Genomic DNA, 22,288 nt, shown 5'->3' with positions numbered 1-22,288 from the left:
CAGGACCGTGAAACAACTCTGCGCCGATGATAGTGCTGCAACCAGTGTGAAAGTAGGTTATCGTCAGGCTAGTTATACTAAAAAGCCCCTTCCAGAAGATCTGGTTGGGGCTTTTTTTCGTCTGTCACATCCATGTAACGCAGTGTAGCTAAGCTTGTCTCTTTTTCAACTGAGGCCAGCTACATGAAAAACTTCTCCTTGTTATCGCTCGCGGTGTTCTCCGTCCTGGCAGGATGTGGCGGCAGCGATACTGCGGCGCCCGCCAAAACACAGATGACCGGTGTCTTCCTGGATGGCGCGGTGGAAAACCTGGACTACGTCGCCGGCACCGCCGCGAAAGCCACGACTTCCGCCAAGGGAGAGTTTACTTGCTACGCCGGCGATACCGTCGCCTTCAGCATCGGCGGCGTTGCGCTGGGCAGCGCCGCTTGCGCCGCCACCATCACGCCGTTGCAGCTGGCCGGCGTTACCGACGTCAAGGACACGAAAGTCGTCAACCGCCTGTTGGCCTTGCAGTTGCTGGATGAAGACAGTGATCCGTCGAACGGCATCAAGCTGGCCGCCGATGTGAAAACCGCACTGGCGTCGAAGAGCGCCGACTTCACTCTGGATGCTGCCGCCTTCAACACCGCCATGAGCGCCAACCTGACCGCCGCCGGCGCCAGGTACGCCACCCGCACCGTCGATGACAGCCGCCGTGCGCTGGTCCGCGAACACTTCGAAGACACCTTGGCCTCCAAGGTCGGTACGCCGGTCAGCGAATCCTTCACTCAGACCACGCCGCTGGGTACCGTCGCCGTCAGCGTGATGCGCTATCAGATGCAGGCCGCCGCCAGCTACTACGTGCCGTACGAAGGCAGCAACGCCAAGGTCAAGGAAGATTTCCCGCTGGGCTTCCTGCCGTCCTACGGTTCCTCCATCGCCTTCAAGGGCACCAACGCCAACGGCGACCTGGAGTTCTACGGCCTGACTGACCGCGGTCCGAACGGCGACGGCCCGAACCTGCCGTCGTTGAGCGGCAGCGGCGTCACCGGCGCCAAGATATTCCCGTCGCCGAGCTTCACGCCGTCGTTCGGTGTGATCACCGTCGGCAAATCCGGCGCGGTGCTCACTACGTCGACGCCGATCAAGGCATCGGCCACGGTGAAGACTTCCGGCCTGGCCATCCCGCCTGGCGCCATCGGCAACTCGGCCGAACTGCCGGTGCTTGATGCGATGAAGTACGACGCCAACAGCAAGGCCACCTTTGATGCCAACGGCCTCGATACCGAAGCCATCGTGGTCGACAAGAAGCGCAACCTGCTGTGGATCTCCGACGAATACGGTCCGTTTATCATCAAGCTCGATCCGGCCACCGGCATCATCCTCAATAAGTACGCACCAGGCAGCGGCCTGCCGGACATCTTCCTGAAGCGCCGCGCCAATCGCGGCATGGAAGGCCTGACGCTGGATACCAGTACCGACAAGCTGCACGGCTTCCTGCAAAGCCCTCTGACCGACGGCAACGCGACCTATTCGGTGACCGGCAAGAGCGAGGCGATCGAGCGCTTTGCGCGCTTCACGCGCTGGATTGAATTCGATCCGACCACTGGCGCCTCGGGCAAGATGTACGCGTATCCACTCGACGCCGCCGACTACCAGGACGGCCGCACCGGCAACGCCAAGCTGGGCGACCTGGTCGCACTGGGCAACGGGAAATTCATCGTGATCGAGCAGGGCGCCAACCCCGCCGGCAAAGTGTTCAACAAGCTGATGCTGGTGGAGATCGGCGCGGCGACGGATATCGCAGCGGCGGCCTACAACGTCAAGACCTCCGACCTGGAAAAGAGCAGCATGAGCGGCGCTGCCGTGAATGGCGCGGATTGGAAATCGGTGGTGACGCTGAAGAAAACGCTGCTGCTCGATCTGAACGCGATCGGCTGGCTGGCAGAGAAAGCCGAAGGCCTGACCATCGTCGATGGCAATACGCTGGCACTGGCCAATGACAACGACTTCGGCATGAAAACCAGGATCTTTACGCCGGCTGGCGTGGTGGTGGACGACGCCGATGTCACCAAGTGCAATGTCGATGCGGCCGGTTCCATCATCACCAGCGCCGCCGCCGGTTGCAATGCCGCGAACACGATCCGCGTTGCACGCGGCGAGGATCGCGAGCGTCCAAGCCGCTTGTGGCTGATCAAGTTCACCAAGGCGCTGACAGCATTTTGATGAGTGAGGCGGGCCAGGCGGCCCGCCTTTTTTATTTCGCTGCGGCGTTCTGCTCCGCGATCAGTTTGCCGATCTGCGAATCGGCCTTCACGGGTTCGATCAACAGCACCTGCTGGCGGTTGATCAGCATGTGGTCCGGCCCATGGGCTTCGCCGCCGCGCTTGATCAGCACACTGGTTACCGCCTTGGTTTCCGGATCCTGCCGGCCCTGAATGTAAAACACATCGCGCAGCGACAGATACTCGCCGCTGCCTTCCTCCGCGCGCCCATAGAACAGCTGCCCGTTCATCAGCGCGACCGCCTGATACGGCGTGCTGAATACCGGCGCCTTGCGGCCGCCAAACGCGATGAAGCACACTGCAACGGCGATGACGGCCGTGGCCAGTGTTGTTGTCGCCGTTGCATATGCGGCTAATTTTTGCATGAAGAATCCCTTGGTATGAAAGACGGCAGCGCGGCAGCATAGCAGCTTGCTTCACCGCCGCACAGGTCATGAACGGCGTATGTGCATCGATGCCACACCGTCACGGCCTTGTCATAATTTTATGGGATATTGAAAGTTTGCTTACACAATAAACGGGACAAATCATGCCGATCGCACTGCCGAAATCTTCATCCGCCGTTCAATTCCTGCTGATGGCGGCAGCATTGCCGCTCAGCGTGGGTGCCGCATCGGCCGTCGATTTCCCCGGCACCATCAGCAACGCCAATACCAAGGCGCAAACGCTGGCGGCCGGCCAGTCCGGCACGATCACTGCAGCAGGCACGCTGACGGTCGCCACCGACAAGGTCGCCGTCACCATCACCGGTAGCAATGCGACGCTGGACAACCAGGGCACGATCAAGCAGACCGGCACCGGCCGCGTGATCCGCGATAACACCGGCGTCACCGGCCTGACCATCAACAACGGCAGCGCTGCCAATGCCACCGCGCTGATGCAGGCCGCCGACGCGGACGTGATCCAGATGAACAAGGCAAACGCCGGCGTCACGCTGAATAATTATGGCTCGATGATCTCACTGAACGCCAGTGCCGGCGGCGCGCAGGCCGTAGACTTCAGCGCCATGACATCCGGCACGAACATCGTCAACAACTATGCCGGCGGCTTGCTGAAGGCCGGCGAGGCTGACGCGGTGCGTACCGGTGTTGGCGGCGTCGTGAACAACAGCGGCACCATCTTGTCGCTGACCAGCACCGGCAGCAGCAGCGACGGCATCGACGCGCAAACAAACAGCGGCGCCACCATCGTCAACGGCATCACCGGGCTGGTCGAAGGTGCGCGCCACGGCATCACCGGCGGCCAGGGCGACGCCTCGGCCAACTTCACCATGAGCATCACAAATAACGCCGGCGGCATTATCCGCGGCATGAACGGCTCGGGCGTCAATCTCGATGGCTTCAATAACAAGCAGATCGCCACCGTCGTCAATCATGGCCTTGTCAGCGGCAACGGCGTAACAGGCGACGGCGACGGCCTGGATATCGACGGCATCGCCAACGTCACCAACACCGGCATCATCCGCTCGATCAACGCCTTCAGCGCGCCTGCCGATGGTCTGGCGTACAGCGAAGGCATCAGCGTTGGCGGCGGCACTATCATCAACTCCGGCACCATCGAAGGTCTGGTCTCGGCCGGGAACGGCAATGCCGTCGGACGCGGCATCACGCTGGCCGGCAACGACATCGCCGGCTCTGGCGGCTTGCGCGAAGGCTTGTATGGCCATGCGACCATCACCAACCAGAGCGGCGGCGTGATACGCGGCCAGAGCGATTCGGGCATTGTGGCGGTGGGCGCCAGGAGCGGTTTCGTCGTCACCATCAATAACAACGCCGGCGCCAGCATCATTGGCGGCGGTACCATCAACGCGGCCATCAAGTCCGGCGCCGACGACACCGTCATCGTCAACGGCGGCATCATCAACGGCGCCAGCAGCGGCAAGGCGATTGAGATGGGCAGCGGCCAAAACAGCCTGACCATCACCGGCGGCAGCGTCGTCGGCAGCATCAACGGCGGCAGCGGCGGCGGCAATACCATGGTGGTCAATCCAGGCGCCGGCAACAGCTTCTCGTATGCAGGTTCGATCTCGAACTTCAGCAACGTGGAGATCAAGAGCGGCAACGTCGCATTGTCGGGCGTGAGCACCTACACCGGCGCCACGCAGATCAGCGGCGGCGTGCTGACGCTGGATGGCGCGAACCGGCTCTCCGCCAATAGTGCGCTGATATTGAATGGTGGTGTGCTGCAGTTGACCAATGCCGGTGGCGCGAACGGCCAGACTTTCGCCAGCCTGTCGCTGACGGACGACTCGTCGGTGATGCTCGGTTCCTCTTCGCTGACCTTCAATGGCCTCGGTGCGGTCGTCAACGGCAAGACCTTGTCGTTCACCGAAGCGGCATCGGGCGCCTATGCCTTCCGCCTGCTGGGCGATGTGACCCATGACGCCAACTTCCTGATGCTGGTCGGCGCCACGCGTATTGACGGACTGGCGGTACGCTATAGCTTCGACGGAGCCTACACCGGCGTGGCCGCCGTGCCGGAACCAGCGACGTACGCAATGCTGTTCGCCGGCCTGGCCATGGTGGCCGCCATCGCGCGTCGCCGCAAGCAGGGCGACCGCTAAGCCGGACTGCCCCTGCTGATACTCTCGCCATCCTCCTTGCGCAGCGACCAGAAGGTCAGCGATGACAGGATGGTGAGCACGGCCAGCGCAATAAAGGCGTGATGCAGGGCGCCGGTCAGCGCGATGCGGTTGGATTGAGGCAGGTCGCCCAGGAACCAGCCGGTCACCAACGAACCAGCGGCCAGGCCGAAGCTCATCGACAGTTGCTGCATCGAGCTGGCCATGGTACTGGCCATGCTGGAATCGGCTCCATCGACATCGGCATAGGCAATGCTGTTCATGCTGGAGAACTGCAGCGAGTTAAAGAAGCCCAGGCACAGGCTGATCATCACGATCACATACAGCGGCGTGCCTTGCTGGACGAATGTGTACATGCTGATGGTCAGGCCGATCAGCACCGTGTTGACGGTGAGGACCTGGCGGTAGCCGAACTTCGCCAGCACCCGCACCGAAATGAATTTCATGCCCATCGCTGCGGCGGCGGAAGGCATCATCAACAAGCCCGATTGCCATGCCGGCAACCCGAGCCCCAACTGGTACAGCAGCGGCAGCAGGAACGGCAAACCGCCGACGCCGAGCCGGGTGATGAACCCGCCGACCACCGATACGCGGAAAGTACGTATCTTGAACAACGCCAGCCGCAGCAAGGGGAACGGCTCCGTCCTGGCGTGCCATCCATAGGCCGCCAGCAGGCTGCAGGCGATCAGCAGCAGTACCGAGGCCGAGGTGATATCCAACCGGTGCTCGCCGAATATCTCCAGCAGCCATGACAGCAACGCTATGCCGGTGCCGAACAAGACAAGACCGATCAGGTCCAGCGGCCGCTGGCTTTCGCTGCGATAGTCGGGCATGTAGCGGTTTGCCAGGAAGATCGCCACCAGGCCGACCGGTACGTTGACGAAAAAAATATCCCGCCACGTCAGCCAGTGCACGATCAAGCCGCCGACCGTAGGGCCGAGCAAGGGGCCGATCAGCGCCGGGATGATCACGAAGTTCATCGCCGCCAGCAGTTCCGATTTTGGGAAGGTGCGCACGATGGTCAAGCGCCCGACCGGCATCATCATCGCCGCGCCAAGGCCCTGCAGCAGCCGCGCCGCCACCAGCATCGGCGAGTTGACCGACAGGCCACACAGTACGGATGCCACGGTGAATATCGCGACGGCGCTCATGAAGACACGGCGGGTACCGAAGCGGTCCGCCATCCAGCCGCTGATCGGTATCGACACGGCCAGGCTGAGGATGTAGCTGGTGACCACGGCCTTCAGGCTCAGCGGCGTGACCTGCAGGCTGGCCGCCATGCTGGGGATCGCCGTATTGACGATGGTGGAGTCAAGCTGCTCCATAAACAGGGCTGTGGCGACTACCCAGGGCAGGTAGCTCTTGGCGGCGTTAGTGTTCATGGCCTCGATTGTCACACAAAAGAAACCGGACGGTCATATCGTCGTCATGAATCGGGCGTAAGTTGCGCTCATCGAAACGGTCGATGGAGATGATATGGACGCCAAACCGCTGTTCCCTGGTCGTCGCGGGTTTATCCGCCAGATGGCATCCACCGCCTTGCTGGGCGTGGGCGCCGGCGCTGGTTTGGGCGGCTGCAGCAGCACCGCCGCCGGCATCGGCGATGGCGCCGCCGTCGGCTTCGATCATGGCGTGGCCAGCGGCGACCCGCTAACCGACCGCGTCATTCTCTGGACCCGCGTCACGCCGCGCCGCAACGAACAGGAAGGCGACATCGCCGTGCGCTGGCAGATTGCGACCGATCCGGCCATGCAGATGGTGGTGGCCCATGGCAGTTCGACCACATCGATGCAGAAGGACTACACGGTCAAGGTGGATGCCGCCGGCCTGCTGCCCGGCCATGTGTACTACTACCAGTTTGCGGTCGATACGGTGAAGTCGGACGTCGGCCGTACCAAGACGCTGCCGCGCGCCGATGCGCGCCAGGTCCGGCTGGCGGTGTTCTCCTGCTCGAACTACCCATCCGGCTACTTCAACGTCTATGCCGACGCCGCGCGCCAGGACGATATCGACGCTGCGCTGCACATCGGCGACTACATCTACGAATACGAAAGCACCGGCTACGCTTGCGGCAACGCCGAGGCGCTGGGCCGGGTGTCGGAGCCGCGCGAACTGTTGCTGCGGCTGGACGACTACCGTCGCCGCTACGCCCAATACCGCACGGATCCGGATCTGCAGGCGGTGCACGCGGCGATGCCGTTCATCGCGGTGTGGGACGATCACGAATTTGCCGACGATACCTGGCGCGACGGTTCGGCCGAGCACAAGGCCAGCGAATACGGACCGTTCACGCTGCGCAAGCTGGCGGCGATGACGGCCTACCACGAGTGGATGCCGATCCGCGCGCCCGATGCGTCGTCGCCGGAAAAGATCTACCGCTCGTTCGATTTCGGTGGCGTGGTATCGCTGCACATGCTCGATACGCGCTTGATCGGCCGCGACCAGCAGCTGATGATGTCGTCCTATTACGATGAGCACAAACGCTTCGACGTGGAGAAGTACAAGCATGACGTCTGTTCGCCGCGCCGGCAGATGATGGGCGCCACGCAAATGGAATGGCTGGAACAGCAGGTGAAGAACTCCAGCGCGCGCTGGCAGATGCTGGGCCAGCAGGTGCTGATGGCGCGCATGGAATATCCGACTGCCGTGGCGATGGGCGAATGCAGTTGCACCGACTACTCGGCGCTGAAGAAGCGCGCCGCCGCCGATCCTTCCTGCGTCAGCGGCAAGGAGACGAAATGGCTGTCCGCGCCGACCTTGCCCTGCTATATGGATTCCTGGGACGGTTACCAGAACGACCGCGAACTGGTGTTCTCGATGATGCAGCGCCACCGCAAGAACATGGTGGTGCTGGCCGGCGACACCCACAACGCCTGGGCCAGCGACCTGCACGATGCGCAAGGCCGCCAGGTGGGCGTGGAGTTCGCGACCGCGTCGGTATCGTCGCCGGGAATGGAGGGCGCGTACCCGGACCGTGATCCCGAGGATGTAGCCAATATGATGGTCGACTTGATCGAACCGCTGTATTACGCGCAGACCAGCAAGCGTGGATACATGATCGTCACCGCCAGCCATGAGCAGGTGCGCTGCGACTGGCGCTTTGTAGACACGGTGTTCAAGCACGAATTCACGGCGGCCACGGAGCGCAGCCTGCGCGTGCTGCCGGGCCCGGGCAACCGCAGGATCGAGGAATGCGCCGGCGCCTGATGCGGTCTAACCTACGCCGGCAGGATTGTCCCAGAGGTCCTCAAACAGGATATCGCTGAGCGGACGGCGCTGGTCCCATTTTTCCAGCTCCAGCATCGGCGCGGTGTAGAACTCGTCCACGTGCCCGACGCACAGTACTGCGATCGGCTGGCTTCCCTCCGGCATGCCGCAGATATCGCGCAGCCGCTGCGGATCGAACATGGAAACCCAACCTACGCCTATGCCTTCCGCCCGTGCGGCCAACCAGAAGTTCTGCAGCGCGCACGAGGCGGAGGCCAGGTCCATTTCCGGCATGGTGCGGCGGCCGAAGATGTATCCGTCGCGTTTGTCGACCAGTCCGACCACCAGCACTTCCGCACAGGCCAGTATGCCTTCCACCTTGAGCTGCATGAATTCCTCCGCGCGCTTGCCCAGCGCCTCGGCGGTCTTGATGCGTTCTTCATTGACGTGCCGGTGGATCTGCGCACGCAATTCCGGCTGCGTGATGCGGATGAAGCGCCACGGCTGCATCAAGCCCACGCTGGGGCCGTTATGCGCAGCGGCGATGAAGCGCTTAAGCTGGCCCACCTCCAGCGGTCCCGGTTTGAAATGGCGTACGTCGCGGCGCTCGCGGATGGCGCGGTAGACGCCGTCGATTTCCGGCTGTGAAAAGGCGTACGGATTGGTTGCGGTGCTCATGGGGTGGCTCCTGGTTTTCGTAGTGTGATCAACGCATCCAGCAACGGTTGGGCGGCGTCGGCGATGCGATCCAGGCTGGCTTCGCGCAGCGCGCTGGTGTCCACTATGTGCTCCGAATGCAGGCCGGCCCAGCGCAGCAGTGCGCTGCTGGCCTCCGGTGTGTCGAACAGGCCGTGCAGATAGGTGCCGAGGATCTGGCCGTCCGCCGAGCGGGCGCCCTCGGGACGGCCGTCGATGATAAAGGCTGGGGTGTCGAGCGCGCTGCCGGTCGAGGTGCCCATATGGATTTCGTAGCCGCTGACGCCGGCCTTGCTGTCGTCGAGGGCGCACACGCCTCGTACTTGCACCAGGCGCTTTTCGGCCGTCATCTCGGTGCTCATGTCGAGCAGGCCGAGGGCGGTAGAGTCGCCTGCCTTGCCTTCGATGCCCATCGGGTCGGTGACGCTGCGGCCCAGCATCTGGAAGCCGCCGCAGACGCCGATCACTTTGCCGCCGTAGCGCAGGTGGCGTGCTATCTGTTCCGGCCAACCTTGCGCACGCAGCCAATCAAGGTCGCCGCGCGTATTCTTGCTGCCGGGGAGGATGATCAGGTCGGCGGCGGGGATCGCTTCGCCCTGGCGCACAAAACGCAGATCAACGTCCGGGTGCGCGCGCAATGCGTCGAAGTCGGTGTGGTTGCTCATGCGCGGCAGGCTGGGCACCACGACGCGGAAGGCGCCACGCGTGGCTTGCACCGGTTGCACGGCATCCTCCGCATCGAGGAACAGGCCGTGCAGGTAGGGCAGCACCGCCAGCACCGGCTTGCCGGTTTGCTGTTCCAGCCATTCGAGCCCCGGCTCCAGCAGCTTGATGTCGCCGCGGAAGCGGTTGATGACGAAGCCGATGGTGCGGGCACGTTCGCTCTCGGACAGGCAGGATAAGGTACCGACGATATGGGCGAACACGCCGCCGCGGTCTATGTCCGCCACAAGTATCACCGGGCAGTCAACTTTTTCGGCGAAGCCCATGTTGGCGATGTCGCGGTCGCGCAGGTTGATCTCGGCCGGACTGCCCGCGCCTTCGACGATGACGCAGTCGTATTGCTTCAGCAGGCGTTCGTGCGATTCCAGCACCGCCTGCATGGCGATGGTTTTGTATTGATGATAGTCGCGCGCGTTCATTTCGGCGCGCACCTTGCCGTGGATGATGACCTGGGCGCCGATGTCGCTGGATGGCTTGAGCAGGACCGGATTCATGTCGGTGTGCGGAGCGATGCCGGCGGCGATGGCTTGCAGCGCCTGTGCGCGGCCGATCTCGCCGCCGTCGGCCGTGACGGCGCTGTTGAGCGCCATATTCTGCGGCTTGAACGGTGCGACGCGCACGCCCTGGCGCCTGACCAGCCGGCACAGGGCTGCAACGATGGTGCTCTTGCCGGCGTCGGAGGTGGTGCCCTGTACCATCAGGGTCGAGTAAGAGAAGCTCATATCAGTTCTTGCGGTGCTGGCGCGCCAGCTCGAGTTTTTCGCACAGGGCGACGGTACCTGCGACCATGCGCGGGCCGGCGCGGTTCAGCAGTTCGCCGTTCAGCGTGAACAGGTTGTCGTTGCGGACCGCCGTCATGGTGGTGTAGCTACGCCACAGATTGACGCCGCCGTAATTCTTTTCGCTGGTGCCGAAGATCGCTTCCGGGTCGGCCTGCAGCACGGCTTCGTTGCTGACCACGGGCGCCGTCACTTTCAGGTCGGAGAAGATGTTGACGCCGCCGCACAGGCGCATCGCATCGCTGACGATGGATTTACCGTTCAGCGTGTACAGCGGCTTGTCCCAGACCTGGTAAAACAAGCGCACCGGCGGGCGGTTGCCGTACTGTTTGGCCAGCGCCGCGAACTGCTGGCGGATCTCCGCGGCGGCCGGCTGCGCGACACTTTCGGTGCCCATCAACTGGCCGAGGCGCAGCAGGCTGTCGGCGATGCCGTCGAGTTTTTGCGGCTCGCTGTGGAACATCGGGATACCCAATGTGCGCATGGTTTCGATCTGACGCTCGGAGCTGCCGTGCAGCCAGACGACGATCAGGTCCGGCTTCAATGCGATCACGCGCTCCATGTCGACCTGGCGGTTGTCGCCGACGCGCGGCAGCTTCTTGGCCGCTTCGGGGAAGTCGCTATAGGTGACGGTGGCGACGATCTTGTCGCCGCCGCCGGCCGCGTACAGCAGTTCCGTCACGTGTGGCGCCAGGGCCAGGACGCGCTGCGCGGGTTTTTGCAACGTGACGACGTTGCCGTCGTCGTCGCGCACTGTGATGGCGGCGCTGGCCGTGGCGGCCGTTGCCAGGACTGCCAGGGTTGCCAGCAGTTTGGTCGTCGGTTTGTTCATGTGGGTTCCTTGTTGGTCCATTCTTGTAGCGCCGTCTCCAGCCGCCGCCATCCATTGTCGTCCGGCGGCAGGCCTAGCCGGATGCCGCGTGCCGCCCGCTTGAACAGCCGCACCCAGACACCGCGTTCGGCCATGTGCTGCCAGAACGCTTCGGCGCGCGGCTCGCTCCACCACTGGAACAGCGCGGTGCCATTGGATTGAATGCCGTGCGCCGCCAGCAGTCGACGCAGCCGTTCGCCTCCGGCCAGTAGTTGATCGCGCGTGTCGGCTTGCCATTGTTGGTCGCGCAAGGCGGCGAGGGCGATGTGCTGGGCCGGGCCGCTGATGGTCCAGGGACCCAGCAGGTCAGCCAGCGCGTGCAGCAGATCTGGATGCGCGGCGACGAAGCCCAGCCGGATGCCTGCCAGGCCAAAAAATTTTCCGACCGAACGCAAGACGATCAGCCCCGGACGTCCGCTGTGCGCCGCGACGCTGTTCTCTTGCGCAGTGTCGCCAAAAGCCTCGTCGACCACCAGCCAGCCGCCACGGGCCGCCAGTGGGCCGGCCCATTCCAGCAACTGCGCAGCGGACACGCTGGCGCCTGTCGGATTGTTGGGATTGCAGATCACCATGACGTCGCTGTGCGCCACCGCCGCATTGAGTTCCTCATACGGTGTTTGCGTCAGAGTGTGTCCATGCTCGTTCCAGTGATGCGCGTGTTCAGCGTACGAGGGGGCGGCGACAGCCACGCGCGACGGCTTGCGCAGGCGCGGCAGTGCCTGGATGGCGGCTTGCGTACCGGCTACCGGCAGCATTTGCGGCGCGCCGTAGTAGTCCGCGGCAGCCAACGCCAGCTCCGGATCGGCTTCCGGCAGGCGATGCCACGCATTGCCTGGCAAGGCGGGCGCTGGATACCAGTGCGGATTGATGCCGGTGGAAAGGTCGAGCCAATCGTCGCGGCCGAAGCGCAGCGTGGCGTCGCGCAGGTTGCCGCCGTGTTCAAGCATGGAAAACCTCGACGACTGCTGCGATGACGCAGGCGATGGCCAGCCATAGTGCCGTCGTGCGCACGACCAGCTGCCATGCGCGGTTGATGTCGGCGCCTGTGGCGGGTTCGCCCACGCCCAGCGGTGGACGGTGTTCGACCTCACCATGATAGATGGCGGGACCGCCCAGCTGCACGCCAAGGGCGCCGGCGCCGCTGGACATCACGGGACCTGCGTTCGGGCTGCTCCATGCCGGTGCTTGCGCGCGCCAGCACCGCCAGGCACGCAGCTTGCCTTGCAGGCCGGGAGCCAGCACTACGTAGGAAAACGCGGTCAGCCGCGCCGGAATGTAATTGAGTGCGTCGTCGATACGGGCTGCAGCACAGCCGAACTGCAGCAGGCGCGCGGTGCGGTAGCCCCACATCGCGTCCAGCGTGTTCGCCATGCGGAACAGGACGGCACCGGGACCGCCGGCGACGATAAACCAGAACAGCGTGCCGAAGACGGCGTCGTTGCCGTTCTCGAGCATGGATTCGGCGCTGGCCTTGGTCAGTTCGATTTCGCTGGCGCTGGCGGTGTCGCGGCTGACGATGCGGGCCGTTAGCAGGCGGGCATTCGGCAGATCGTTGTGTGCCAGCGCGTCGGCGATCGGCAGGTTGTGGTCGCGCAAGCTGCGCAGACCGAGGCAGAAATACAGCATGATGGCGTGCGCGGCCCATGGCAGCCATGCCGGCAGCCAGAGCGGCAACGCGGCGATGGCGGTCAGCGGCAGCACGGCCAGTGTCCATGCCAGCGCGCCACGCCAGAATCTCAGCGTGCCTCGGTTGAGGCGACGTTCCAGCGCGATCGCCAGGTTGCCGAAGCCGACCAGCGGATGCCAGCGCCGGGCTTCGCCCAGCAGCAGGTCCAGCGCCACGCCCGCCACCATCAGCAAGGCGATGGCGGCAAAGCTCAAGCCTGTCAGCACGGCGCGCCTTTTAACGACAGCGGCAGGCCGGCGGCGACGAACACCGCGCGGTCGCAGATCGCAGCCATGGCCTGGTTCAGGCGCCCTTGTTCGTCCATGAAGCAGCGCGACACCGCGCCCATCGGCATGATGCCCAGACCGACTTCATTCGACACCAGTACCACGTCGCTGGCGCACTTGGTCAGCGCGCTGGCCAGCATGTCCTGCTGTTCGTGGAACAGCGCCGGCAAGACGATCTCGCCGACTTCCGGATATTCCTCGCCGCTGCTGAACAGCAGATTGCTGAGCCACAGCGTCAGGCAGTCCACCAGTATCAGGCGATCGGGCGAGGACCAGCGCAGCAGCTGGTTGCCCAGTGCCAGCGGTTCTTCGACCGTGGTCCATTCCGCCGGGCGGGTATTGCGGTGATGCGCAATGCGAGCTGCCATTTCAGCGTCGCCGGCGGTGGCGGTGGCGACATAGACCACTTCCTTGCCCGAATCGATGGCCAGCCGCTCGGCGTACGCGCTTTTGCCGGAACGTGCGCCGCCTAGTATCAAAGTACGTGTCATGGTTCACTCCTTGAAAACAAAGCGGCTACCGCCGCGGGGTTGGATGGGAAGTAGGCGTGAAAATACGAAGCCGCCAGCGAGCCTACGCGATACCAGGCTTCACCCGGCACGGTGGACGGATGCTTGATGGTGTGCGCGGCCGGCTCCAGCACCGTTTCCAGTTTCGAGTAATGGAAGGTGTGGCCACGCAGGACGCCTTGTGCGGTAGGCAGTCCTTGCGAACCGAGGCCGGCGAGACGCGGCTGCATCGCCACCGTGCCCTGCAGCAGCCCGGCCATCGGCCATACCGCGCCGGATTGATCAGCGAGTGTATCGGCCAGCGCCATCATGCCGCCACATTCGGCGACGATAGGCACGCCTGCCGCATGGGCGGTGCGGATCGAAGCCTGCCATGCGGCCGCCTGCGACAACGCCTGGGCATGCAGCTCCGGGTAGCCTCCGGGAAGATAGACCGCGCCTGCTTCGACTGGTATCGCTTCGTCGGCCAACGGCGAGAAGAATGCCAGCGTTGCGCCGAGCTGGCGCAACGTGTCCAGGTTGGCCGGGTACAGGAACATGAAAGCGGGATCGCGCGCGACGGCAATGGTGAGGCCGGCGAGCAGCGGCGCCTGTACCATGGCTGCCGCGTCGGGGATCTCGATGCGCACCGGGCGCAGGCTGTTCCAGGCCGCTTCGTCGAACACCAGCTGGTCGGCCAGGTTGTCGAGCAGATCGTCGATGTCGCTCACCTCACCCGGCAGCACGAGGCCGAGATGCCGCTCCGGCAGCGATTTTGCCTGCCGGGGCAGGGTGGCAAACAAGGGAATGTCGCGCAGCGAGGCCGCCACCATCCTGGCGTGGCCTTCGCTGGCGACGCGGTTGGCGACGACGCCGGCCATTTCGACCGGACCGTAGTCGCGCAGGCCGTGTACCAGCGCGCCGGCGGTCTGCGCCATCGCGGAAGCATCGATCACCGCCATCACCGGCACGCCGAACTCGCGCGACAGGTCGGCGGACGACGGCGCGCCGTCGTACAGGCCCATTACGCCTTCGATCAGGATCACGTCCGCTTCGACGGCCGCTTGCGCCAGCTGGCTGCGGCACAGCTCACGGCCCACCATCCACAAATCCAGCGAACGCACCGGCGCACCGCTGGCGCGTTCGAGCAGCATCGGATCGATGAAATCCGGACCGCACTTGAACACGCGCACCCGCTTACCCTGTTTCGCCAGCTTGCGCGCCAGCGCCGCCGTCACGGTGGTCTTGCCTTGACCGGAAGCCACGGCGGCCACCAGCAGCGCTTTCACTTCAAGGTGCGCAGTCATTACCACTCGGTCCCGGCCTGAGCGCCTATGCCCGCCTTGAAGGCGTGCTTGACGACTTCCATCTCGGTCACCGTGTCGGCGATGGCGATCAGCTCCGGCGGTGCGCCGCGTCCGGTGATGACGACGTGCTGCATCGCCGGGCGGGCCAGCAAATCGTTGATGATGGTTTCCACATCCAGATAGCGGTACTTCAGGGCGATGTTCAGTTCATCGAACACCACCAGGCCGATTTCAGGATCGGCCAGGAAGCGCCTGGCCTGTTCCCATGCCAGCTGCGCTTTCTCGATGTCGCGTTCGCGGTTTTGGGTTTCCCAGGTATAGCCTTCTCCCATCGAGTGGAAGCTGACCTCCTCGGGGAAGCGGCGCAGGAACAGTTCTTCGCCGGTCTGCATCGCGCCTTTGATGAACTGCACGACGCCGACCTTCATGCCGTGGCCCATGGCGCGGATCACCATGCCGAAACCGCTGGAGCTCTTGCCCTTGCCGTTGCCGGTGTTGACGATGATGATGCCGATCTGTTTGTCGGCGGCGGCTATCTTGGCGTCGATGATGGCCTTCTTGCGTTCCATGCGCACGCGGTGGCGCTCGTTCAATGCATTGATCTCGTCGGTATTCTGTTCGCTCATGCGGATTCCTCGATAGGGATGAAGATGCTGCGCTTGCCGTGCTGGATGATGTCGATTGGATGGCCCAGGTAGTCGCCGAGGATATCGGCCTTCATCACCTCGGCGGTGGTGCCGGCCAGCCAGCGGCCGTCGCCCATCAGCAGCAGCGCGTGGGTGGAGACGCTGTGAGCCAGCGTCAAATCGTGGCCGATCATGACGGCGGTCTTGCCTTGTTCACGGCACAGGCGCGCCAACAGGCTCATGACGCTGACCTGGTGTGCCAGATCCAGCGCGTTGGCCGGTTCGTCGAGCAGCAGCAGCGGCGTGTCCTGCGCCAGCATCGCCGCGATGGCAACCCGTTGGCGCTCGCCGCCGGACAGCGTGCGCACGTCGCGCTCGGCCAGGTCGGCCACTTCCATCGACTTCAGTGACTTCAATGCGACGGCGTGGTCGTCGCTGCCTTCCCAGTAGCGGTTGTCGTGATAGGGGTGACGCGCCGACAGCACGGTTTCGATGACGCTGTATGCGAAGGCGTCGCTGCGGCTTTGCGCCAGAAAGGCGCGCTGGCGCGCCAGCTTGGCCAGCGGCCATTCGGTCAATGGACGTCCACCGATCGCCACATGACCGCCATCGGGATCGCGCAAGCCCGCCAGCGTACGCAACAAGGTACTCTTGCCGGCGCCATTGCGGCCGATGACGCTCCAGCATTCGCCTTCCTGCACGCGCCAGTTCAGATCTGCGACCAGCTGGCGCTGGCCGATTTTCAGGGAAAGGTTGTGGGTGCTGATCATCTTATTTACGCAGCCGGTGCAATTGATACAGGAAAACCGGCGCGCCGATCAGCGCCGTGAGCACTCCCACCGGCAGCTGCTGCGGCGCGATGATGGTGCGGGCCAGTGTGTCCGCCAGCAGCAGGAAGGTGCCGCCGGCCAGTGCCGCAGCCGGAATCAGTGCGCGATGGTCGGGGCCGACGGCGAAACGGCAGGCATGCGGCACGATCAGGCCGACGAAGCCTACGCTGCCGGCGCTGGTGACCGCGCTGGCGGTCAGCAGGCCGGAAACGAAGAACAGGCCCTTGCGCAAGGCGCCGACGCGGATGCCCAACGTGGCGGCGGCTTCCGCATGCAGTGCCATCACGTTCATCGAACGGGCGCTGCGCAATGCGAATACCAGGCCGCCGGCCAGCACGATCCAGGGCAGCGCGCGCATCGGTGCGCCGGCCAGGTCGCCGATCATCCAGAACACCATGCTGCGCAGGCGGCTTTCCGGCGCGATCGACAACATCAGCGTCACCATCGCCATGCAGGCGGAAGACAGGATCACGCCGGTCAGCAGCAACAGGGCGGTGCCGCCTTCGGCCGCCGCGCCGCCGCGCAGGTCGCGCCGGGCCAGCAGGTACAGCATCATCGAGACGGCGACCGCGCCGCCGAAGGCCGAGGCGTCGACCATCCAGATGGCGCAGCCGAACAGCAGCGCGGCCAGCGCGCCGACGGAGGCACCGGCCGAAATGCCTAGCACATAGGGATCGGCCAACGGATTGCGCAACAGCGCTTGCATCATCACGCCGGCCAGCGACAGGGCGGCGCCGGTGACGAAAGCGGTTATTGCCCGGCTCAGGCGCAGATCGAGCAGGGTGGCGGCCAGCGTTTGGGCCTGGCCATGCAGCAGTTCACCGACTGCTGAGGGAATATCGGAAAGCGGAATCGAGACCGAACCGGTCATGCCGGAGAAGATCAGACTGGCGAAGGCGAACAGCACCAGCCCGGTCAGGGTGATGGTGGCGCGCTGTCTCAGATTACGGGAGAAAGAATGCATGCACTGCTTTCGAAAAAAGCTGCCGGACGGGGAAGGGATCCACGTCCGGCAGATTACACCAATACGCTTACTTGTAACCGTAGCGGATGCCGGCAAATACCTTGCCCATAGGCGTGGCGTAGTTGCGCGCCAGGTCGTAGCGTTTGTCGCCTACGTTATTCCAGCGAACCAGCGCGGACCAGTCGCTGTTGAAGCGATAGCTTGCGTACAGGTTGACCAGGCCGTAGCCGCCCAGACGGTTCTTGTTGGCCGCGTCGTCGTAGCGGTCGCCGGACAGCTCGACCTCCACGCCGGCGTTGACGGTGCCGGTGCTGTACTCGGCCGCCAGGTTGCCATGTTTTTTGGCGCGGCGCTGCAGGCGCTTGTTGGTGGTTTCGTCCTTCGGATCCTGCAGGTCGGCGTTGGCGCTGAAGTTGAAACTGCCCAGCTTCTGGCTGGCGGACAGCGTCAGGCCTTCCAGCAGCGCGTGGTTGACGTTGTAGGCGCAGCCGAACGGGTAGTCCTTGGAGCCGAACGGGCATGGGTTGGTGTTGACCAGCAGGTCGGTCAAACGGTTGTGATAGTAGCTGGCGCCCAGTGCGGTCATGCCGTTATCGTAGTGCAGACCGACTTCCGCGTTCTTGCCCTGTTCCGGCTTGTTGTTCGGATTGCCGAACTGCGGGTAGTACAACTCGTTGTAGGTCGGTGCGCGGAAGCTGGTGCCGTAGCTGGCGGTGGCACGCAGCTGCTGGGTGAAGGCGTAACCGTAGCCCAGCGAGCCGGTGTTTTTCGAACCGTAGACCGAGTTGTCGCGGCGGATGCCGGCGTTCAGCAGATTGGCGCCGCGGCGCGCGTTGTACGAGACGGCGTAGGAATTGGTGATGCGGTCGCGGTTCAGCAGCGCGGAACCGTTGCTCTGTACCTCCTCCTTGCGGTGGTCGTACAGCAGTTGCAGCACGTCGGCGCCGATCTGCACGTCGTTCTGCCACGAGAAGTCGGTCTGCTTGGTGTTGATCTGCGAATAGCCCGAGGCTGCGGCGCTGCTGTAGGTGGCGCCTTCGTCCTTGGTCTGCGAATACTGCAACAGGCTTTGCCAGGCTGGCAGTATCTGGTTCTTGCTGTAGACGGCACCATTCTCGAGCTTTGCGTTCGAGCGGACATCGTAGGCCGAGGAACCGTTGTCGTATTGCGAATCGAGTTTGCTGTGCATGAAGAGCACGCCGGCTTCGTGGCCTTCGGCCAGGCGCATGCTGAATTGGCCGGAAGCGTTTTCACGGTCGTAGCCATCCTTGTCGGCGTTGTACGAGCTGCTGCCCGGGCGGGTGGCCGAGAAACCGTCCGACTTTTCCTTGCCGACGCTGACGGCGTAGCCGACGCTATGGTCGCCGCCGGTCGCGCCGGAGATGGTAGCGTCGGCCTCGCGGGTGTTGTCGGTGCCGTAGCCGGCGAAGGCCGTCAGCGCCGGCGCGCCCTTACCCTTCTTGGTGAAGATCTGGATCACGCCGCCGATGGCGTCGGCGCCATACAGGGAACTCAGTGGACCATAAACGATTTCGATGTGGTCGATGGCGGTCAGCGGAACGGCGCTCCAGTTGGCGGCGCCCGTGGTGGACGAGCCGATACGCACGCCGTCGACCAGAACGATGTTCTGGTTGCTGTTGGCGCCGCGTATGAACACGGTGGAGTTGGTGCCGGAGCCACCGTTACGGGCGACTTCGATGCCGCGCTGGCGCTGCAGCAGGTCGAGAATGGAACCTGCGCCGGATTGGGCGATTTGCTCGGCGCCGATGGTCACGCTGTCGCTGATGACGTCGGCCAGTGCCTGCGGGCTGCGTGTGGCGGTGACCAGCACGGTGCCAGCCACGGGTTCGGCGTGGGCATAGGCGGTCGCCAGGGCGAACGCCAGCGACGTCAGGGCGGCAGGACGGGAGATACGAAGGGTCATGATGTAATTTCTGTTAAGAGCAACCGGCCGACGTCCCCGTAGGCCAGATTGAACAGAAGCGGAAAACTGGGCAATGCGCCGTACGGAGCCGTGCCACGAAGGCCGGCCCGATCCGTTTGCGCACATCCCGTTCGCTCACTTCCACCTGATTTGGCCGGTATCCGGGCTGGCAAGTTAGACCGCCTCACCTTCCCATGCGGAGCACAGTGGTTGTCAGAGGAGGTTTGTCGCGCGTGATTTGCGACACTTGCTTACCGTTGCGGGGGCAGCACACGTGGGCCGTTATCGACTGGACTATCGGCTTCGTGTTTCCCGTTTAACTGCGCATCCGGACGGACGCGCGAGCACCAAAACCCGGTCATTATACGGGTTTGTGCTGCACCGGTCATGGGGCGACGGTTTAGCGATCGAGGACGAGCGTGGCGCCGTAACCGATTTGATGCGGGCGTTGGGCGGCCTGCAGCGCCATTTCCGCCGGCGACAGGCCGGCGTAGCAGGCTGCCAGCAGGCGCATCGCACCGGCGTGGCAGATGATGATGGCGTCACGCTGCCGGCGCAGGAGGTCCGCATGGAAGGTGGCGATGCGCTCGGCCATCTGCAGCACGCTTTCACCGCCGCCTGGGCGGTAGTGAACCAGATCCCTGGCCCATGCATCGATATCGGCACGGGGGATGTTGTCCCACGGTTGCATTTCCCAGCTGCCGAAGTCGATCTCCACGATGCGCGCATCGATAATCGCCGCAGGGGAGTGCAGTTGCGGCGCCAGTTGCGCGGCAAGGCTGGCGCAGCGCCGCAAGGAACTGGAATACAGCGTCAGGCCGCGCGGCAGGGCGGCCGACAGTGCCTCCAGGGTTTGCGCCATCTGGTCGTCGGCCACGGCGAGATCGGTGCGGCCATAACAGATGCCAGCGGCAACCAGCGGCTGAGGGTGGCGGACCAGTATCAGCCGCATCGCGTTACCAAGGCAGTGCGCCGTGGTGCATGCTGGCCAGCGCGCACAGGTAGAACATCACCTCGGTGACCTGCTGCACGGCGCCGAGACAGTCGCCGGTGTAGCCGGCGATGCGGCGGACAAATTTGCGGGCCAGCCAGATGGTGGCGATGGTGGCGGCGATGATGCCGACGGCTAGCGCATGCCAGGTCAGCCAACCCAGTGTGGTCATCGCCAGCGCGGGGATGACGGCAGTAGTGGCGGCGATGGCGAATTCGCCGTTGTTCATCTTTTGCGCCAACGGCTTCGCCTTGCCTTCGGCGCGCGCGTAGTCCAGGCGCCAGATCAGCGACGTGGCCATCAGCCGTGACAGAGGATGGGCGACAAATAACGCGGCGATGGCGGTCAGAGGCGGCAGGCTGGCCAGCGTGACGCACTTCAGGCCGAGCAGGCAGATGGCGCCGATGGCGCCATAGGCACCGATGCGCGAGTCTCTCATGATCTCCAGCACACGCTCCGGCGTCATGCCGCCGCCGAAGCCGTCGCACGTATCGGCGAAGCCGTCCTCGTGAAAGGCGCCGGTGGCATAGATGCCTGCGGCGGTGGACAGTAGCACCGCGACCGGCGAGGGAAAGACCAAGGCCGCCAGCGCGTACACGCCGGCAGTGATGGCGGCGACGACCGCGCCGACAGCGGGAAAGTAGCGCGATGCCTGGTTCAACCACGCCGGATCGAAGCCCACCCAGCCGGGAATCGGCAGGCGGGTAAAGAACTGTAGCGCGGTGAAGAACAGGCGTAGTTGATGCACGGTGCTTACTCGGACTTTTCGCTGACGTGGGCCGACTCGAACGTGGCCATCTGGTTCACGAAGTTGACCGATGCATGCAGCAGCGGCAGCGCCAGCGCACAGCCGGTACCTTCGCCCAGGCGCAGGCCCAGGTTCAACAGCGGCTTGGCGCCCAACGCGGCCAGCATCTGTTGATGTCCGCTTTCGTCCGAACAGTGCGAGAACACACAGTAGTCCAGGATCGCTGGCTGCAGGCGCGCGGCGACCAGCAGCGCACTGGTGACGATGAAGCCGTCGATCAGCAGCACCTTGCGCATTTCCGCAGCCTTCAGCATGGCGCCGGCCATCATCGCGATTTCCAGTCCGCCGAAGGTGGACAGGACATCCAGCGGTTCCACCGCTGCGGCGTGTCTGGCGACTGCCGCCTCAATGACGTGCTGCTTGCGCAGTACGCCGTCGGCGGACAGGCCTGTGCCGGCGCCCACGCATTGCGCTACCGGGACGCCGGTCAGCTTGTGCATCAGCGCGGCGGCGGTGGTGGTGTTACCGATGCCCATTTCGCCGAAGCCGACGACATTGCCATCGAGTTCCGCGACCAATGCCATGCCGGCGGCCAGCGCGGCGTCGCAGGTGTCGCGGCTCATCGCCGGCTGGTGGGCGAAGTTCCTGGTGCCGGGGGCGAGCTTGCGGTCGGTCAGGCCGTCGCGCGGGCCGAAGTCATGATTGACGCCGGCGTCGATGACGTGCAGTTCGCAGTTGTTCTGCGTCGCGAAGACGTTGATGGCGGCGCCGCGCGCTAGGAAGTTCTCCACCATTTGCCAGGTCACGTCTTGCGGATAGGCGGATATGCCCTCCGCCACCACGCCGTGATCGGCGGCGAATACCAGAATGGCTGGCCGCGTGATCGCGAGTTCGCGTGTGTTCTGTATAAGCCCGATTTGTTTGGCCAGCGACTCCAGTACGCCCAGGCTGCCCAGCGGTTTGGTTTTATTGTTGATGGCCTTGTCCAGCAGGGCCGCCAGCGCCTCGTTATTAATAGTAGGGATGGTTGGAATGAACATGGGGCGACTTATAAATCGGTGGAATCGCTATTTTACCCTTGCCAGCGGCAGCAGCTCTTGCTATAGTTCGCCTCCCCGCAAAACGGCGCATGCAAATGCTGAGTGTTGCGGGAAAAGAGAAGAAAATGTAGTGCTTGACGAAACATTCGAAACGCCTCATAATCTTGCCTCTTCGCTGATGAACACAACGCTTCTTCAGCAAGCAGTACCGAACAGAGTTCTTTAAAAATTAACAGTCGATAAGTGTGGACGTTTGATGGAAGTGCACACGAAACCTTCGGGTTTCGTGAAAC

At 63.9% G+C, this 22,288-nt stretch carries 20 protein-coding genes and 1 riboswitch; of the genes, 3 read left to right on the top strand and 17 right to left on the bottom strand.

Going from position 1 to position 22,288, the window contains the following annotated elements; genetic code table 11:
- Nucleotides 1–183: 183 nt before the first annotated feature.
- The gene (locus ACCD07_RS30790; RefSeq protein WP_413449523.1) at nt 184–2,208 is read left to right on the top strand and encodes an esterase-like activity of phytase family protein; all 2,025 of its coding nucleotides are present in this window, start codon (nt 184–186) and stop codon (nt 2,206–2,208) included.
- Nucleotides 2,209–2,239: 31 nt separating this feature from the next.
- Here the strand turns inward: ACCD07_RS30790 and ACCD07_RS30785 are convergent, their stop codons facing one another.
- Nucleotides 2,240–2,632: a hypothetical protein gene (locus ACCD07_RS30785; RefSeq protein WP_176656052.1), complete on the bottom strand. Its 393-nt coding sequence runs from the start codon at nt 2,630–2,632 to the stop codon at nt 2,240–2,242.
- A 164-nt stretch (nt 2,633–2,796) separates the two neighbouring features.
- Between ACCD07_RS30785 and ACCD07_RS30780 the strand changes: the two genes are divergently transcribed.
- Nucleotides 2,797–4,830 (top strand): FxDxF family PEP-CTERM protein, encoded by a 2,034-nt coding sequence (locus ACCD07_RS30780; RefSeq protein WP_413449522.1) that lies wholly within the window; start codon nt 2,797–2,799, stop codon nt 4,828–4,830.
- On the opposite strand, the gene ACCD07_RS30775 is transcribed toward ACCD07_RS30780, so the two are convergent.
- On the bottom strand, nt 4,827–6,230 hold the full coding sequence (locus tag ACCD07_RS30775; protein ID WP_176656050.1) for a DHA2 family efflux MFS transporter permease subunit: 1,404 nt from the start codon (nt 6,228–6,230) through the stop codon (nt 4,827–4,829). The two genes, ACCD07_RS30780 and ACCD07_RS30775, sit on opposite strands and share 4 nt — an antisense overlap.
- A gap of 94 nt (nt 6,231–6,324) precedes the next feature.
- On the opposite strand from ACCD07_RS30775, the gene ACCD07_RS30770 reads away from it, so the two are divergent.
- On the top strand, nt 6,325–8,055 hold the full coding sequence (locus ACCD07_RS30770) for an alkaline phosphatase D family protein (protein ID WP_413449521.1): 1,731 nt from the start codon (nt 6,325–6,327) through the stop codon (nt 8,053–8,055).
- A gap of 6 nt (nt 8,056–8,061) precedes the next feature.
- Here ACCD07_RS30770 and bluB read toward each other — a convergent pair whose 3' ends face one another.
- From bluB to ACCD07_RS30695, 15 genes are all read right to left on the bottom strand, one after another.
- Complete coding sequence (gene bluB / locus ACCD07_RS30765; protein ID WP_353405569.1) at nt 8,062–8,733, bottom strand: 5,6-dimethylbenzimidazole synthase; 672 nt, start codon at nt 8,731–8,733, stop codon at nt 8,062–8,064.
- On the bottom strand, nt 8,730–10,196 hold the full coding sequence (locus ACCD07_RS30760) for a cobyric acid synthase (RefSeq protein ID WP_413449520.1): 1,467 nt from the start codon (nt 10,194–10,196) through the stop codon (nt 8,730–8,732). The genes bluB and ACCD07_RS30760 overlap by 4 nt, the downstream gene beginning before the upstream one ends.
- Nucleotide 10,197: 1 nt before the next feature.
- Nucleotides 10,198–11,085 carry a cobalamin-binding protein gene (locus ACCD07_RS30755; protein ID WP_176656046.1) on the bottom strand — a complete coding sequence of 296 codons (888 nt, stop codon included), beginning with the start codon at nt 11,083–11,085 and terminating at the stop codon, nt 10,198–10,200.
- Nucleotides 11,082–12,071 (bottom strand): threonine-phosphate decarboxylase CobD, encoded by a 990-nt coding sequence (gene cobD / locus ACCD07_RS30750; RefSeq protein WP_176656045.1) that lies wholly within the window; start codon nt 12,069–12,071, stop codon nt 11,082–11,084. The genes ACCD07_RS30755 and cobD overlap by 4 nt, the downstream gene beginning before the upstream one ends.
- Nucleotides 12,064–13,017: a CobD/CbiB family cobalamin biosynthesis protein gene (locus ACCD07_RS30745; RefSeq protein ID WP_176656044.1), complete on the bottom strand. Its 954-nt coding sequence runs from the start codon at nt 13,015–13,017 to the stop codon at nt 12,064–12,066. Before ACCD07_RS30745 ends, cobD begins: the two co-directional genes overlap by 8 nt.
- A complete protein-coding gene (gene cobU, locus ACCD07_RS30740) occupies nt 13,011–13,568 on the bottom strand; it encodes a bifunctional adenosylcobinamide kinase/adenosylcobinamide-phosphate guanylyltransferase (protein ID WP_176656043.1) in 558 nt (185 codons plus the stop codon). Before cobU ends, ACCD07_RS30745 begins: the two co-directional genes overlap by 7 nt.
- Nucleotides 13,565–14,872 carry a cobyrinate a,c-diamide synthase gene (locus tag ACCD07_RS30735; RefSeq protein ID WP_413449519.1) on the bottom strand — a complete coding sequence of 436 codons (1,308 nt, stop codon included), beginning with the start codon at nt 14,870–14,872 and terminating at the stop codon, nt 13,565–13,567. The genes cobU and ACCD07_RS30735 overlap by 4 nt, the downstream gene beginning before the upstream one ends.
- Nucleotides 14,872–15,498 (bottom strand): cob(I)yrinic acid a,c-diamide adenosyltransferase, encoded by a 627-nt coding sequence (cobO, locus tag ACCD07_RS30730; protein ID WP_176656041.1) that lies wholly within the window; start codon nt 15,496–15,498, stop codon nt 14,872–14,874. The genes ACCD07_RS30735 and cobO overlap by 1 nt, the downstream gene beginning before the upstream one ends.
- The gene (locus ACCD07_RS30725; protein WP_413449518.1) at nt 15,495–16,268 is read right to left on the bottom strand and encodes an ABC transporter ATP-binding protein; all 774 of its coding nucleotides are present in this window, start codon (nt 16,266–16,268) and stop codon (nt 15,495–15,497) included. The genes cobO and ACCD07_RS30725 overlap by 4 nt, the downstream gene beginning before the upstream one ends.
- 1 nt (nt 16,269) lies before the next feature.
- Nucleotides 16,270–17,292 (bottom strand): FecCD family ABC transporter permease, encoded by a 1,023-nt coding sequence (locus tag ACCD07_RS30720; protein WP_413449517.1) that lies wholly within the window; start codon nt 17,290–17,292, stop codon nt 16,270–16,272.
- Nucleotides 17,293–17,359: 67 nt separating this feature from the next.
- A complete protein-coding gene (locus ACCD07_RS30715; protein ID WP_413449516.1) occupies nt 17,360–19,216 on the bottom strand; it encodes a TonB-dependent receptor domain-containing protein in 1,857 nt (618 codons plus the stop codon).
- A 134-nt stretch (nt 19,217–19,350) separates the two neighbouring features.
- A riboswitch (cobalamin riboswitch) is annotated at nt 19,351–19,583 on the bottom strand.
- 33 nt (nt 19,584–19,616) lie between these two features.
- A complete protein-coding gene (locus ACCD07_RS30710) occupies nt 19,617–20,168 on the bottom strand; it encodes a histidine phosphatase family protein (RefSeq protein ID WP_413449515.1) in 552 nt (183 codons plus the stop codon).
- A 4-nt stretch (nt 20,169–20,172) separates the two neighbouring features.
- Nucleotides 20,173–20,955 carry an adenosylcobinamide-GDP ribazoletransferase gene (locus tag ACCD07_RS30705; protein ID WP_413449514.1) on the bottom strand — a complete coding sequence of 261 codons (783 nt, stop codon included), beginning with the start codon at nt 20,953–20,955 and terminating at the stop codon, nt 20,173–20,175.
- 5 nt (nt 20,956–20,960) lie between these two features.
- Complete coding sequence (cobT, locus tag ACCD07_RS30700) at nt 20,961–21,995, bottom strand: nicotinate-nucleotide--dimethylbenzimidazole phosphoribosyltransferase (RefSeq protein WP_413449513.1); 1,035 nt, start codon at nt 21,993–21,995, stop codon at nt 20,961–20,963.
- Between the two features lie 32 nt (nt 21,996–22,027).
- On the bottom strand, nt 22,028–22,288 hold a 261-nt coding region (locus tag ACCD07_RS30695), incomplete at its 5' end, for a hypothetical protein (RefSeq protein WP_413449512.1).

Origin of the sequence: Duganella sp. Dugasp56 (genome assembly GCF_047304105.1) — a bacterium.
GTDB classification, from domain to species: Bacteria; Pseudomonadota; Gammaproteobacteria; order Burkholderiales; family Burkholderiaceae_D; genus Rugamonas; species Rugamonas hordei.
This window is presented reverse-complemented; position numbering and strand designations above follow the sequence as displayed.

Excerpts from the sequence above, each read along its gene's own strand:
- ACCD07_RS30780 (WP_413449522.1), top strand. The coding sequence starts at position 2,797 with ATGCCGATCGCACTGCCGAAATCTTCATCCGCCGTTCAATTCCTGCTG.
- ACCD07_RS30720 (WP_413449517.1), bottom strand. The coding sequence starts at position 17,292 with ATGCATTCTTTCTCCCGTAATCTGAGACAGCGCGCCACCATCACCCTG.
- ACCD07_RS30755 (WP_176656046.1), bottom strand. The coding sequence starts at position 11,085 with ATGAACAAACCGACGACCAAACTGCTGGCAACCCTGGCAGTCCTGGCA.
- ACCD07_RS30770 (WP_413449521.1), top strand. The coding sequence starts at position 6,325 with ATGGACGCCAAACCGCTGTTCCCTGGTCGTCGCGGGTTTATCCGCCAG.
- ACCD07_RS30785 (WP_176656052.1), bottom strand. The coding sequence starts at position 2,632 with ATGCAAAAATTAGCCGCATATGCAACGGCGACAACAACACTGGCCACG.
- ACCD07_RS30710 (WP_413449515.1), bottom strand. The coding sequence starts at position 20,168 with ATGCGGCTGATACTGGTCCGCCACCCTCAGCCGCTGGTTGCCGCTGGC.
- cobD (WP_176656045.1), bottom strand. The coding sequence starts at position 12,071 with ATGCTTGAACACGGCGGCAACCTGCGCGACGCCACGCTGCGCTTCGGC.
- cobT (WP_413449513.1), bottom strand. The coding sequence starts at position 21,995 with ATGTTCATTCCAACCATCCCTACTATTAATAACGAGGCGCTGGCGGCC.
- ACCD07_RS30725 (WP_413449518.1), bottom strand. The coding sequence starts at position 16,268 with ATGATCAGCACCCACAACCTTTCCCTGAAAATCGGCCAGCGCCAGCTG.
- ACCD07_RS30790 (WP_413449523.1), top strand. The coding sequence starts at position 184 with ATGAAAAACTTCTCCTTGTTATCGCTCGCGGTGTTCTCCGTCCTGGCA.
- ACCD07_RS30760 (WP_413449520.1), bottom strand. The coding sequence starts at position 10,196 with ATGAGCTTCTCTTACTCGACCCTGATGGTACAGGGCACCACCTCCGAC.
- ACCD07_RS30775 (WP_176656050.1), bottom strand. The coding sequence starts at position 6,230 with ATGAACACTAACGCCGCCAAGAGCTACCTGCCCTGGGTAGTCGCCACA.
- bluB (WP_353405569.1), bottom strand. The coding sequence starts at position 8,733 with ATGAGCACCGCAACCAATCCGTACGCCTTTTCACAGCCGGAAATCGAC.
- ACCD07_RS30715 (WP_413449516.1), bottom strand. The coding sequence starts at position 19,216 with ATGACCCTTCGTATCTCCCGTCCTGCCGCCCTGACGTCGCTGGCGTTC.
- cobU (WP_176656043.1), bottom strand. The coding sequence starts at position 13,568 with ATGACACGTACTTTGATACTAGGCGGCGCACGTTCCGGCAAAAGCGCG.
- cobO (WP_176656041.1), bottom strand. The coding sequence starts at position 15,498 with ATGAGCGAACAGAATACCGACGAGATCAATGCATTGAACGAGCGCCAC.
- ACCD07_RS30735 (WP_413449519.1), bottom strand. The coding sequence starts at position 14,872 with ATGACTGCGCACCTTGAAGTGAAAGCGCTGCTGGTGGCCGCCGTGGCT.